This is a genomic window from Secundilactobacillus pentosiphilus (assembly GCF_002217985.1).
Lineage (GTDB): Bacteria > Bacillota > Bacilli > Lactobacillales > Lactobacillaceae > Secundilactobacillus > Secundilactobacillus pentosiphilus.
In genome coordinates this window covers 1-14,309 of sequence record NZ_BCMI01000023.1, presented here as the reverse complement: position 1 = coordinate 14,309, position 14,309 = coordinate 1, and the positions used below count along the sequence as shown (strand labels likewise).

Sequence of the window (14,309 nt, the reverse complement as noted above, 5' to 3'; positions counted from 1 at the left end):
GTATTTTTAAGCTTTCATGCAAAATATATTTGTAAAGCAATCATAAGCCTCATGAGTCTGGAGGGGATAATGTGTCAAATAAAAAGCCTGATTCAGTGGATTTTTTTAACGATTTATCGGATTATCAAATTTCAGCTCAGGAATTTTTTAGTCCGGTTTTATTGGATTATATTAAAAATACGTTTGGGTGGGGAAAAGTCCTGTTTACATACTATGATACGCAGGGGGACTTTTTATCTTGGACGACGCAGCAGGGAAGTTTGAAAGATTCGTCTAAGCATCCATATCGAAAATTGATACAGCAAGACATTATTCGAGAGATTATATACCAAGAAGCTGTTAGAGATCATTTAACTTACTTTAATGTGAAGCCGAGATTATACCAGTCGACGGATATATTACCTAATAACCAATATGAAACGTCTGAATACGTTCACTTTATTGAAACAAATTTTCAGTCACATTATAGTGTGACGATGGCATTTGGTATTAATGCTTATATTCAGGTGACGTTCTTTAAGACAAAGGCCCAGGGTGATTTTACGTTAGCTGAGATTGAACAACTCAAGGGAGTCTATGTTTATATCGCCACTTCGTATAAAAACTTTAAAAAGTTCGAGCAATCAAAAATTGTGCAAAATATTCAAAGTAAAATTATTACATCAGGTGAAAAGGCATTCTTAGTCACTGATGATTTTACACACGTGATGAGTTATAACCAAAAAGCAGTTGAATGTTTGACGGGTATTTTAGGATCCGCCATAGCTCAACAAATCGGTGGTCAGGAGCCTTGTAATTGGTTGCCATTTTTGCTAGGCACCAGTGGTGAACAAGAAAGCAGTCATCCTCAGACCCGGATCATTAAGAACTATGTTTTTAAAATCCACACTTTTGACCAAGTATATTCTAATGGTATTGTTGATCGGTATCATTGGATTACCATCGCCAAGGAAAAACCGAAAAAAGCGGTTAGAAGTGTCAAACACTGCGATGCAGCTTTAACACCAACAGAACAAAGAGTTGTTAAACTCATGTGTGATGGATTAACTTACAAAGAAATTGCAGAAAGAATGGTCGTTAGTTACCACACGGTAAAAAAACACGTTGAAAATATTTATGCGAAGTGTGATATCAACAGCAGGTTTGAACTGTATCAATTATTTGGAAGAGAAGGTTAATTTGTGATTAAAAAAGCAATTGTATGAGGTTAGATTATCAGGAACATTCCCTATGCTTCGCTTTTGGCCAATGATGGGGTGTCGCAACTATTCATATTGTTATATCATTCACATATGGGATAGCGTTAATTTCCTTATCAAGTGTGCCGATAATGTGATTATGACGCACAGAATTGAATAGTTAAATTAGAGCAGCCACGCCTAAATTCAGGTGTAAAGCGCTTGTAGATAGCTGAAAGATCAAAGAAAATTTCTTTGATCTTTTTTTTGCTCCAGTTTTTGATTGTGATTCCTGGCACAGATAAGTTAGGAGGATTCCTTAGTAAAAATAATCCTTATAGCCGATTGGTACGTTTTGACATGATTGTTATGATTTGAGCATGGAAATTATAAAAGCGTTTCCAATTTGAAAGGAGTGACGTTAATTGTCAAAAGACGGAATTGTTTTTGATATTCAACGTTTCACAATTCATGATGGGCCAGGCCTGCGAACAGAGTTATTTTTAAAAGGCTGTCCGTTAAGGTGCCAATGGTGTAGTAATCCAGAGAGCTGGAAGCCAAGGATTCAATGGGGCGCTTACCCTTCGAAATGTATTTCGCTTGAAAAATGTGGCTTATGCACGGCCGCTTGTCCCGTAAAAGGGGTTCTCAATTTTACGGATGGCAAGTTAACTTCCATTGATAATTCAAAGGGAGTAGATTATTCCGCTTGTGCAGAAGCTTGTCCCTCAGATGCAATTAAGCAGTGGGGCAAGTCAATGTCAGTTGCAGAATGCATGGCTGTCATTCGTAAAGATAAGGATTATTATCAGCGCTCTGGTGGCGGGATAACAGTCTCTGGCGGGGAAAGCTTGATGCAGAGTGATTTTGTAGCAGAGCTGTTTGAAGCTTGTCAGGCAGAAGACATTCAGACCTGCTGTGAAACGACATTTTACACAAAGTGGCGAAACGTAGAAAAGGTTTTGCCAAACACCGACCTTTGGATTTCTGATTTAAAGCAAATGGATACCAAAATCCATCGCAAATATACGGGAGGCGGTAATGAACTGATACTTGAAAATTTACGTAAACTAGCTGATTTGAATCAACGTTTAATTCTTCGTATTCCAGTCATTCCTAATGTGAATGATGATCCGGTTAATATCAAAGCAACGGCTGATTTTATTTTAAACGACTTGCATGGCCGGGTTGAAACTTTACAATTATTGAGTTTCATGCGACTAGGAGTCGAAAAGTATAAGGCGTTGAATATTCCTTATGGCATGGAAGGCGTGCACTTTGACCGGAAAGAATTTCAGGCACATGTTGAACAAATTGCTGACTACTTTAATCAGCGCGGCATTCATTGTTTGGTAGGTACTAAAGATAAAGAAGTAGAAGCAGTAAAAAAGAATTAAGGAGGTTTATTGATATGTTAAGCACCGAAAAAAGATATCATACTAATGCAATTGGAATTGAACCCTTCGATAAAAGTTATGGTCTGGGCTATCAAGTTAATCACGCTGATTGGTCACCATTTCCACGGGTAAATGATTTACGACAAACCTTTTTAGACCGGCCTTATGACATTGATGTTGAACGGCTTCGCTTGGTAACAGAATCGTATCAAAAGCATCAATCCTGCTCACGGAAACTCCAATGTGCTTATGCTTTTGAAAATGTTTTATTAAATACCAAACTTTACATTTATGATGAAGATTTAATTGTAGGTGAGATTGCTGCACCAGCTAAAGCTGCGCCAATTTATCCTGAATTTTCAGTTAACTGGATCATTGATGAAATTCGTCACTCACCGTTTGAAGAACGGGAACATGATAAATTCTTTATCCGTAATGATAAAGATCGTCAAGAAATTCTGGATCTCTGTCAGTGGTGGAAAGGAAAGACGATTGATGACCATTTGCAAGCAAGCCTGGATAAGGACCAGTTGAAAGGGTCTGAAGTTGGTGAAAAGATTTTTCAGACTAACCTTTACCACTATGCAGGTGTTGGGCATTTAGCAATCGATTATGCAAAATTAATGAAGGTTGGTTATGTCGGCCTGATTAAAGAAGCAAAAGAACACCTGGCAGCATTGAGTAAGCGGGATCCAGAATGGGCTTCTAAACGGGATTTCTATCTAGCTGCTATCATTATGCATGAAGCTGCTCGGACATACATCAAGCGCTACGCTAAATTGGCTGAAAAGATGGCTCAAACAGAACCTGATAAGAAGCGGAAGACAGAATTAAAACAGATTGCTGCTAACTGTTACCAGATTGCAGATGGCACACCAAAGACCTTCTGGCAGGCATTACAGCTATTTAATATTGCAACTACTTTAATTCAAGTCGAAAGTAACGGTCATTCAATTTCTTATGGGCGTATGGATCAGTGGTTATATCCATATTACGAAGCTGATATGAAAAAGAAGTCACTGACAAAGAAACAAGCCCTGGAACTGCTCGAAGTTGAGTACGTTAAGATGAATAATCCAACTAAGCTAAAGGATAAGGGCAGTATGGCTGTTCGAAATGGCCGGGGCTTTGGTGGTGAAAGTCTAACCATTGGCGGTGTTGATCGCGAAGGTAACGATGCAACAAACGATTTGACCATGTTAATGCTGGAAGGTTCTGTTCATACACGGATGATGAATCCTTGGATTTGTGTTCGAATGCATGAAAAGACACCATATGAATTGAAGACTAAAGTGGTTCAATGTATTCGTGCTGGTTATGGGCACCCCAAATTATATAATGATGCGCCAGCAATTAAAGCGATGATGCGTAAGGGAATGACCTTAGAGGAAGCACGGGATTACTGTGTAGTCGGTTGTGTAGAATTGAGCTTACCAGGTAAGGAATATGGTTGGCATGATGCTGCCTACGTTAACACGGCAAAAATGATGGAAATGGTTTTAAACGGTGGCCGTAGTTTTAATACCGGCAAGCAATTAGGACCCGATACAGGTAACCTTGCAGAATACAAGAGTTTTGATGAAGTATTAGCCAGCGTGGATAAACAGTTCGAATACTGGACTGATCAAATGTGCAGTAGTTTAAACATCATTGATTCCTTACACCGTCAATTGAAACCGCTTCCATACGTTTCCCTCTTCTTCAGTGACTGCATGGATTCTGGCAAGGACTTAACTGAAGGCGGTGCCAAATATAACGGTATTGGACCACAAGCAAGTGGGACTGCTACTTGTGCCGATTCGCTATCTTCAATTAAACAGCTGGTTTTTGAAGACCATTATTGCACCGGTGCTGAATTATTAAAGGCAATTAAGGATAACTGGGAAGGCCATGATATTCTGTACGCTATGGTCAATAGTTCTAAAGTTCACCATTATGGTAATGACGACGATTATGCCGATGACCTGTTTAAATACATGTTTGAATGCTATTGCCGTCATATCACGGGACGTAAGAACTTACGTGGTGGCGATTTCCGTCCTGGCGTTTACTCTGTGAATGCTAACGTTGCTATGGGGATGAATACGCATGCTTCGGCTGATGGTCGTAAGAAGGGTGAAGCCATTTCCGATAACATGGGTCCAGTTCACACAGATGCTGGTTCTCATGATATTTGCGGACCAACAGCTTTGGTTAATTCCTTAGCAAAGGTCGATCACAGTTTGGCTACCAACGGAACACTGATGAATTTACGTTTCCCAGAAGATGCTGTGGCGGGTGTTCAAGGACGAGATGATTTGCTGAACTTCATTGATTCATATATTGCAAAAGGCCCGATGCACGTACAATTTAACATTATGAGTTCCAAGACTATGCGGGCCGCTCAAAAGCATCCTGAAAATTATAAAGACATGTTAGTTCGGGTTGCTGGATACAGTGCTTACTTTGTTGAACTTGGCAAACCATTACAAAAAGATTTAATTCAACGGACAGAATTACACTTCTAATAAACTGAAAAAAAGCCAGGGAGGGTGGCTGGGATGACATTTAATTTTGATTATGTACTCGTCGGTTTAATGCAAATTGTTGGTTTCTTTGTGCAAGGTTGTACCGGTTTCGGTTGTACTGTCATTGCTGCAGCCGTTACCAATGGGCTATTGGGTACCAAAATTGGGGTCCCCTACGGTACGTTGCTAACGTTACCATTTCTATACTACTTAGGAATTCGTTCGTTCCATAACGTTTCGTGGAAAGATTTAGGTAAAATAATTGGTTTGTGTTTACCAGGTATTTTAGTGGGGAACTTCTTGTTCCACACAATGGATCCAAATATGGCCAAGATCTTTATTGGCGCTATGGTAACGCTGATTGCCTTAATGAACATCTATAAGCACCTTATAAAACCAGTTGTATTAAAGAAGCCAGACGATGAAAATGCAAAAGATACCACCGGGAAAAAGATCTTCCGTTATGGTTGTCTGATTTTAGGTGGGGTCGTCCACGGCGCCTTTACTATTGGTGGCCCGCTGATCACGGTATATACGATTGAAGCAGTTAAAGATAAAGAGAAATTCCGGAACACCATGAATATGGTATGGGTTGTTTTAAACACTTGGAATGCGTTTACTCAGTTACGTGGCGGTACCGCGACATCTCCTGTTCTTTGGAGCTCCTTATTAATTGGGTTACCAATGGCAGCTATCGGTTTCTTCTTAGGGATGGCTTTTTTGAAGAAAATCAATCGGGAAACCTTTTTACGGATTGTCTACGTTGTGCTGTTATTCGTCGGTGGAGATATGTTTGTAACTAGTTTAATGGCGGTTATTTAAAAGTGGAGGTATTTAAAATTGCAAGATTTTGAATTTAAAGTGCCACAAAGTATTGAATTTGGAGTTGGAAGTCTTAAGAAGTTACCAGGAATTTTGAAAGACAATAAATCGGATCATGTTTTCCTGATTTCTGATGAAGGTTTGGCCAAATTAGGCGTTGTCAAAAAGATTCAAGACATTGTTGAAGCTGGTGGGCTAGAGTGTACGGTTTACTTAGGTGTAGTGCCCAATCCAACAGTTGATAATGTTAATGAAGCAACCCAAAAGTATAAGGAAAGCGGTGCAACAAGCATTGTCGCAATTGGTGGTGGCAGTGCAATGGATGTGGCAAAAACAACTGGTGTTTTAGCTGCCTATGGCGGAAAAATTACCGATTACGAAGGCCTCCAAAAGGTACCCGGTCCAATCGTACCAATCATTGCCGTACCAACTACTGCCGGAACCGGGAGTGAAGTATCTGCGTCTGCGGTTATCACGGATGAGGCTCGGAATTATAAAATGTCAGTGATCAGCCACGAAATGTTGCCTAAATATGCCATTTTGGACCCGGATATGATCATGACAGCACCAGCTTCAATCGCGGCGGCTTGTGGAATTGATGCTTTGATTCATGCTATTGAAGCATACATCTCAACTAGCGCCTCACCGTTTACTGATGCAATGGCTGAAAAGGCGATGGCCTTAATTGGTCCTAATTTACGCCCATTTGTTGCCAATCGTCAGGATGAGGATGCCGCTTGCGCCATGATGGTAGGTTCAACTTTTGCCGGCATGTCCTTTGCTTGGGCCAAATTAGGCGACGTTCATGCTTTGAGCCACCCACTAAGTGCCTATTTCCACGTTGTTCATGGGGTAGCCAACGCTATCTTGCTACCAACGATTCTCGAATTTAATATGAATACAGATCGTGGCCGTTACGAAAAAATTTATAATTACATTCGGACTGCTGCAAAACCAGCCACTAATTTTGAACCTGAAATGCTCATTGCCGAAGTTAAAAAGTTAAGGGATGCATTAGGCATGCCGACAACGTTGTCTGAGGTTGGCGTTACGGAGGATAAGTTCCAAGAAATGGCTGAAGATGCGATGAAGAGTCCTAACATTGCAACCAATCCACGATCTACCAATATTAAAGATGTGATTGAATTGTATAAGAAAGCGCTTTAAAATCGAGTTTAAAGGGTTGTTGGGATGGTAGTACTAAAACACAATAGAGGGATCAGAAAATGGAGAAAACGGGGTTGCGCCATGCAGAGGTTCAAGTTCATCAAATCCAGTGGAAAAACGCTATTGGTTGGTTTATCAGTATTCTATTGCCAGCTCTGATTGCATTTGTACCGACCAGTCATACATTTAGCCACAATTTAAAGGTGTTTTTGGTGATTACGGTTTTTATGATCGTCATCATTGCACTGGAGCTATTACCAAAACTAGTATCGGGTATTATGATGCCGATGCTGTATATGATTAGTGGCATCGTATCGCCACAAGTTGCTTTTGGGTCTTGGACCAGTGCAACCGTATGGATGGTGTGTGGTGGCTTGATTTTCAGCAATGTGCTAGATGATATTGGTTTACTTCGACGGATTGCTTACTATGTCATCAAAAAAAGTGGCGGTACTTATGCTGGCGTTACCTTTGGCTGTTTCTTCATTGGCGTTGCTTTAAATGTGGTAACGTTTAGCAATGGCTGGCTTGTTGCCAGCGCCGTGATTTATGGTATTTGTAAAGCAATGGACTTGAAACCATCAAAGGAGTCCTCGTTAATTTGCTTTGCTGGTACTATTGGGGCAACGGGCTGTTGTATTTGCTTGTATGATCCTGGCTACTTTGCCATCATTGAAACTGCTATGAACAGTGTTAGGCCTGGTTTTAAAGTCTCCTTGCTAACGGGCTTCATATACAATGGTGCCTTTGTTATTTGGTGCATCCTATCGCTCTTGATTTTACTTAAAGTCTACAAAACTAAAGACTTAAAATTTAATGATCGTAAAGGGGTGTTTGACGAAAAATATCAACAATTAGGAAAGTTAAGTACCACCGAGAAAAAGGGTGTGTTGTTGACTGTTCTGCTCTTGGCATACTTAAGTATCGCCATGTTTGTCCGACTACCAGTCGTGTATGGGTTTATTGTTGTTCCAATTTTGATGTTCATGCCGGGTATTCGGGTTGGAAAAATGAGTGTGCTAAAACGGTTAGACTTCCCGTTGTTGTTCTTTGTTGCTTCCTGTTTAGGTATTGGCTTAGTCGGTGCCCACGTTGGCTTTGGTGCATTTTTGACAAATTTAATCGTCCCGATTTTGGCAGGGAAAAGTATGTTGTTCATTTGCTTAGTATTTCTGCTGATTGGTACGCTTGCTCATTTTTGTATGACGCCCTATGCCATGTTAGGCGGCTTAGCCTTACCCTTTGCTCAAATTGCAATTTCGCTAAATATTAACCCGCTGGTTGCATGTATGTGCTTGCTTTACTCCTGTGAATTACTGTTCCTGCCGTACCAATCTGCCGGGAATCTCATTATGTACGGCTACGGTATGATGACAATGAAGGACTTCTTCAAAGAAATGGCGTTAAAGTTTGGCATAATGGTAGCCGGGTTTGTTTTAGTGATGTTCCCTCTTTGGAATTTGTTTGGTCTGCTTCGGTAAAGCAAATTATGAATTTATGGCTAAGATCTGCATTAGTATTTGAGTTTTAGCTCTGCGCTTCTAGTCAGTGTGAGTTAATTAACAGCGCTGGTAAAAAAATACCATGGTTTCCAATCTTGTTGGAAACCATGGTATTTTTAATTCGGCTACGGCTTTTTTATAAGAGCTTGAAGTGTTTAAGACCATTGACGATACCGTGATCGACGTTGGCGGTGGTGACAAACTCAGCGGCCTCTTTAACCGGCTTTAGCCCGTTGCCCATTGCCACGGTGTGGTCAACGACCTCAAACATCGGCAGGTCATTATTACCGTCACCAAAGGCATAAGTGGGCACGTTTTTAAACTCGTGTCGTGACAGGAGTGTTTGGATGCCGGCCCTTTTGGAAACACCGGGGCCCACGACATCAATACTATAGGGTGTTTGTCTAAAGAAGGTTAGCTCGTCTTTAAAACTGTCAGTATAATCGTTGTCGTTTTCATTTGTAGCAATAATCAGCATCATGTGAACCGGATAGAGCTGCCAGAAAGTGGGGTCAATGATTGGGATTGGGCTATTAATGTAGTGGTAGACTTTCTTAACGTTTTCGTTCATACGGTTGATGCGATCAGTTTGGTTGTTTAACGTTGCGTAGGCATCATCGTGATTTTTAACCAGGGCTGCCAGACGCTTAATGACATCTCTTGGTATTTCGGTAACATCAACTGGTTTACCATTCAGTACTATGAAAGCACCATTAGCGGAAACTAAGGTATCTATTTGAGTTTGTTTAATGACGTTTTTAATTTCGAAAATATTACGGCCGGTTGCAATGACTGGTAGAACATCGTTGGTTTTCAACTGTGTTATAGCACTGATCACTTCAGGGTCTAATTGGGTTTTATCATTGAGTAGTGTACCATCTAAGTCAAAAAAGACGATTGCTTTTGTCATGAATCAATTCACCTTTCCTGTTACTTTATTATGTTGATTGTAGCACATTCTTATATTTGATTTGTGATGAATAGCGCACTTCGAGTATAATAGGTACGGTTATAATAAATTCACAGAAGTCTATCTGACGAATGATTTATTGATGTACGTAAATACGAGCAAAACAGTTTCTTTATTTTGATATGAGAACGGTTACTTAAAATAGAATGGCGATATCGGCTTCAATGTGAGAGGCCACTGATTGACGGAGGATCCAAAATGAAAATATTAATGGTTGAAGATAATAAATCCGTATCTGAAATGATGCAGATGTTTTTTAAAAAAGAGGGCTGGGACGCTCACTTTGCCTACGATGGCGAAGAGGCTGTTGCGGTGTTTAATGAGAGCCCGGATGACTGGGATATGATCACCTTAGACCTTAACTTACCGAAAATGGATGGGATGCAGGTCAGTGCGGAAATCCGTAAGGTTTCACCAACCGTTCCGATTATTATGCTGACGGCGCGTGATTCTGAAAGTGACCAAGTGCTGGGCTTAGAAATGGGGGCTGATGATTACGTCACCAAACCATTTAGCCCAATCACGTTGATTGCCCGGATCAAGGCGTTGGATCGGCGTGCTAAGATTGGCGGTAAAGTAGCCGAGCATGAACCAGTGCCCTTGGCTGCAGTGAATGAAGAAGAAAAGTTTGATATTGATACCGGTAAGTTCCAGCTAAATAGTAAGACCCGGGAAGCTTTTTTGAACGGTAAGCAGATTAATGATCTAACCCCTAAGGAGTTTGATTTGCTGCGAACATTAGCGCAAAAGCCCCGGCAGGTATTTTCTCGTGAACAGCTCTTGCAGCTAGTCTGGGACTACGAATACTACGGGGATGAACGGACAGTTGATGCACACATCAAAAAGCTGCGCCAGAAAATTGAAAAAGTCGGTCCGCAGATTATTCAAACGGTTTGGGGAGTTGGCTATAAGTTTGATGATACTGGGGCTGACAAGTCATGAAACTGGTCTACCAGCAATTACTAGCCTTGTTATCGATGGTTGCCATTGTCTTAGTTTTACTAGGTCTGTCATTTAGCAGAATGACGAAGCAATACGTCTATCAAAATACCTGGACGAGCCTGGAAAAGTATGCAAACAGTTTGGTGGAGCAGTCTGTGCGCGTGTCTTCGAGTAATCCGCAGCACGTTAATTTTGATTCGGAATCGCTTTTGAATAGTGAAGTACTATTACGAAATCAGTCCGTTAACTTTACGATTTATAACCGGGATAACACGGCTATTTTTCCTGATAACGTTTATATTTCTAAAATAAAAACGACTGATTGGCAAAACTTACGGCAGGGTAAGGTTGTCAAAAAAGTGACTGACCAGCAAGCCCACGTTAATAGCGGTCACGTTGAACCGGCAATGACGGATGTGTTAAAGCCCTATTTTTATACTGACCAAAAGAATCAAAAACACCTTGTAGCAGTGGTTAAAGTGGGGGCTTACGTTTCAAATATCAATTCAAATATTGCTGAAATTAACGCTAACCTGACCAAAGCGTTATTGGTGGCTAGTTTTGCTGCTATGCTGCTGGCATTCTTTATTGCTCGTTATTTGACATTACGAATTGACCGTCTTCGAAGAGCCACGAACCAAATTGCAAAGGGGAATTACGATGTGCAAGTGCCAAGTAAGAATCGTGATGAAGTCGACGATTTAGCCAATGATTTCAATAATATGGCACGTTCCCTGCAGGAATCTAAAGAAGAAATTCAGCGTCAAGAGCAGCGCCGTAAGGAATTTATGGCTGATGCGGCCCATGAGATGCGAACGCCGTTAACGACGATCAACGGGTTATTGGAGGGCTTGGCTTACGATGCAATTCCGGAAGAAAGCAAGGCACAAAGCATTGATTTGATGAGAAATGAAACGAATCGGCTGATTCGCTTAGTTAATGAGAACTTGGATTACGAAAAAATTCGCAATAATCAGATTAGTTTGAATAAACAGCAGTTCAATGCGATTGACACGCTAAACCGGTTGGCTAAACAGCTTGCTCAAAAGGCGGCCGCGAAAAACGATACCATCAGCATTCAAGGCGGTGCTGATATCGAAGTGTTCGCGGACTATGACCGGTTTGTTCAAATCATGTTTAATATTACTCAAAATGCCATTCAGTTTACCGAGAATGGTCAAATCGTGATTCTGGCACAGCGCGGTTATCAGGAAACTATTTTTAAAATTTCTGATACGGGTATTGGGATGACGAAGAAACAGTTAGCCAATATTTGGGATCGTTTCTATAAAGCCGACCCCTCGCGTACCAACACCAAGTATGGTGAATCAGGGCTGGGACTGGCTATCGTTCACCAGCTAGTCTTGCTGCACGACGGTAAAATTGAAGTTACCAGCAAACCGAATCAGGGGACCACGTTTACCGTTATTTTCCCCAATCAAAAGGCTGCGAAAAAATGAGTGTCGTTTTAGAAAATGATTAAGATTAAAGGATTTTTCAGATAATCCTTTTTTTTTAGATCAAAATCGAGTAAACTAATATAGATGTGAAAATAATAAAGCGCTTTCAAAAATATTTTAAGGTATGAAAGAGAACGGAGTGAATTTCATGGCAATACTTTTAGCTTTAATCCCCGCGATTTGTTGGGGGAGCATTGGATTAATTAGTGGGAAGATGGGTGGCTCTTCCTACCAGCAAACTCTTGGAATGACGATTGGGGCTCTCTTCTTCGGCATTTTTAGTGTGTTATATTTTCATCCTCACTTAACTAGTTTTGTTTGGATGATTGGTATTTTATCTGGCCTTTTTTGGGCCGTGGGTCAGTTCCAGCAATTTCAGTCTATGAAAGCGATTGGTATTTCGGTAACGATTCCGGTTTCAACTGGATTGCAGTTAGTTTGTACGACGTTAGCAGGGGTTCTCTTGTTCCATGAATGGACGACTACCAGAATGTTAACGTTGGGAACGACTGCTATGGTTGTTTTGATTGTGGGTATTGTATTTACTTCGTTACGAGACCGTGCTAGTGTTCCCCGAACGGGATATAACCCTGGTGCTGGTGTACGGGCAATCATCTTCTCGACAATTGGGTACACGTTGTATACGGTGATTGTCAACTCTTCCGGTGTCAACTCAAAAGCAATTTTTCTGCCTCAATCAGTGGGGATGGTCTTAGGGGCCTTGCTATTTGCGGCCCGCGCTAAACCGTTTGGTAAACCAATGGTGAAGAATATCGTCACTGGGTTGTCATGGGGTATTGGTAATTTCTTTATGTTTATGTCAATTCCAGCAATTGGCTTGGCAATCAGTTATTCCTTAGCTCAAAGCGGCATTATTATTTCGACATTCGGTAGCATTCTGCTCTTAGGTGAAAAGAAGACTAAGCGCGAAATGGTTTATATCACCGTTGGTTCACTTTTGGTAATTGTCGGTAGTGTGATTCTTGGGATGCTAAAATAATCATGGTATAGTCCATTTATTTTTTGGTCAGAAAAGTTTATAATGGTGTTATCAAAATAAAAGTGAGGTACAGTTCAATGGCACATATTTTGTTTGATGCTTCAAAGCTCGATAAGTTTGTTCATGACAACGAACTTGGAGAAATGCAAGCGTTAGTAACCGCAGCAGATGAAGAATTAAGAACGGGTTCTGGCGCCGGTAGCGACTTTCGGGATTGGTTAACATTACCTAAGGACTACGACAAAGAAGAATTTGCGCGGATCAAAGCAGCCGCCAAAAAGATCCAGTCCGATTCGAAGGTCTTGGTTGTAATTGGCATTGGCGGTTCATACTTGGGTGCCAAGATGGCCACTGATTTTCTTCACGAAACGTTCTATAACTATTTGCCAGATGCACAACGCGAAGCACCACAAATTTTATTTGCGGGGAATTCACTGAGCCCATCGTATGTTCATGATTTAATCAAAGTGATTGGCGACCGTGATTTCTCAGTTAACGTTATTTCTAAATCGGGAACAACGACTGAACCTTCTATTGCGTTCCGGATCTTTAAGGACTTGCTGGTTAAAAAGTATGGTGAAGATGGTGCTAAGTCGCGTATCTATGCAACCACTGATAAAAAGCGCGGCGCACTTAAGCAGGAGGCTGACGCTGCTGGTTACGAAACCTTCGTCATCCCGGATGGTGTCGGTGGCCGTTACTCAGTATTAACTGCCGTTGGGTTGCTGCCGATTGCCGCTTCCGGTGCAGACATTGATCAGTTAATGATTGGTGCTGCAGACGCAATGGATACGTATACTGATTCAGACTTAACTAAGAACGAAGCGTACCAGTACGCTGCCTACCGGAACATCCTTTACCGGAAGGGTTACACCACTGAATTGCTAGAAAATTACGAGCCTAATATGCAGTACTTTGCTGAATGGTGGAAGCAGTTAATGGGTGAATCAGAAGGTAAAAACGAAAAGGGGATTTACCCGTCATCAGCTAACTTCTCAACTGATTTGCACTCCTTGGGACAATACATCCAAGAAGGGCTTCGTAATTTGATGGAAACCGTTGTTTTCGTTGACAAGCCAAATCATGATATTGATATTCCTAAGGAAGATGAAAATCTGGATGGCTTGAAATATCTTGAGGGTGAAACCATGCACTTTGCTAATACCAAAGCCTTCCAAGGTGTGACGTTAGCCCACACAGATGGTAACGTACCTAATATGAGTGTTCACATTCCTGATCAATCAGAATATACATTGGGTTACTTAATTTACTTCTTTGAAGTTGCTGTTGCCATTTCAGGTTATTTAAACGGTATTAATCCATTTAACCAACCCGGCGTGGAAGCTTACAAGACCAACATGTTC

The 14,309-nt window shown here is 41.1% G+C and carries 11 protein-coding genes; 10 read left to right on the top strand and 1 reads right to left on the bottom strand.

Translation table 11 applies throughout. The annotated features are described in order from the left end of the window. Positions 1-71: 71 nt before the first annotated feature. From CES81_RS10105 to CES81_RS10080, 6 genes are all read left to right on the top strand, one after another. The gene (locus CES81_RS10105; RefSeq protein ID WP_089121656.1) at positions 72-1,178 is read left to right on the top strand and encodes a response regulator transcription factor; all 1,107 of its coding nucleotides are present in this window, start codon (positions 72-74) and stop codon (positions 1,176-1,178) included. A gap of 425 nt (positions 1,179-1,603) precedes the next feature. After that, complete coding sequence (hpfH, locus tag CES81_RS10100; RefSeq protein ID WP_089089090.1) at positions 1,604-2,575, top strand: (2S)-3-sulfopropanediol dehydratase activating enzyme; 972 nt, start codon at positions 1,604-1,606, stop codon at positions 2,573-2,575. Between the two features lie 14 nt (positions 2,576-2,589). Continuing rightward, entirely contained in the window at positions 2,590-5,082 is a 2,493-nt protein-coding gene (hpfG, locus tag CES81_RS10095) for a (2S)-3-sulfopropanediol dehydratase (RefSeq protein ID WP_089089089.1), read from the top strand. Positions 5,083-5,115: 33 nt separating this feature from the next. Continuing rightward, on the top strand, positions 5,116-5,904 hold the full coding sequence (locus tag CES81_RS10090) for a sulfite exporter TauE/SafE family protein (RefSeq protein ID WP_089089088.1): 789 nt from the start codon (positions 5,116-5,118) through the stop codon (positions 5,902-5,904). Between the two features lie 18 nt (positions 5,905-5,922). Further along, the gene (locus CES81_RS10085; RefSeq protein ID WP_089121655.1) at positions 5,923-7,071 is read left to right on the top strand and encodes an iron-containing alcohol dehydrogenase; all 1,149 of its coding nucleotides are present in this window, start codon (positions 5,923-5,925) and stop codon (positions 7,069-7,071) included. 59 nt (positions 7,072-7,130) lie between these two features. After that, the gene (locus tag CES81_RS10080; RefSeq protein WP_089121654.1) at positions 7,131-8,552 is read left to right on the top strand and encodes an SLC13 family permease; all 1,422 of its coding nucleotides are present in this window, start codon (positions 7,131-7,133) and stop codon (positions 8,550-8,552) included. A 157-nt stretch (positions 8,553-8,709) separates the two neighbouring features. Here CES81_RS10080 and CES81_RS10075 read toward each other — a convergent pair whose 3' ends face one another. Further along, positions 8,710-9,483 (bottom strand): Cof-type HAD-IIB family hydrolase, encoded by a 774-nt coding sequence (locus CES81_RS10075; protein WP_089121653.1) that lies wholly within the window; start codon positions 9,481-9,483, stop codon positions 8,710-8,712. A 258-nt stretch (positions 9,484-9,741) separates the two neighbouring features. Here CES81_RS10075 and CES81_RS10070 point away from each other — a divergent pair, with 258 nt between their 5' ends. The 4 genes from CES81_RS10070 to CES81_RS10055 all read left to right on the top strand — a co-directional run. Then, complete coding sequence (locus CES81_RS10070) at positions 9,742-10,485, top strand: winged helix-turn-helix domain-containing protein (RefSeq protein ID WP_089121652.1); 744 nt, start codon at positions 9,742-9,744, stop codon at positions 10,483-10,485. Further along, positions 10,482-11,945: an ATP-binding protein gene (locus CES81_RS10065; protein WP_089121651.1), complete on the top strand. Its 1,464-nt coding sequence runs from the start codon at positions 10,482-10,484 to the stop codon at positions 11,943-11,945. The genes CES81_RS10070 and CES81_RS10065 overlap by 4 nt, the downstream gene beginning before the upstream one ends. A gap of 148 nt (positions 11,946-12,093) precedes the next feature. After that, positions 12,094-12,945, top strand: a complete 852-nt coding sequence (locus tag CES81_RS10060; protein ID WP_089089082.1) for a GRP family sugar transporter — start codon at positions 12,094-12,096, stop codon at positions 12,943-12,945. Between the two features lie 77 nt (positions 12,946-13,022). Next, positions 13,023-14,309 (top strand): glucose-6-phosphate isomerase (locus tag CES81_RS10055; RefSeq protein ID WP_089121650.1); only part of this gene is annotated, 1,287 nt, incomplete at its 3' end.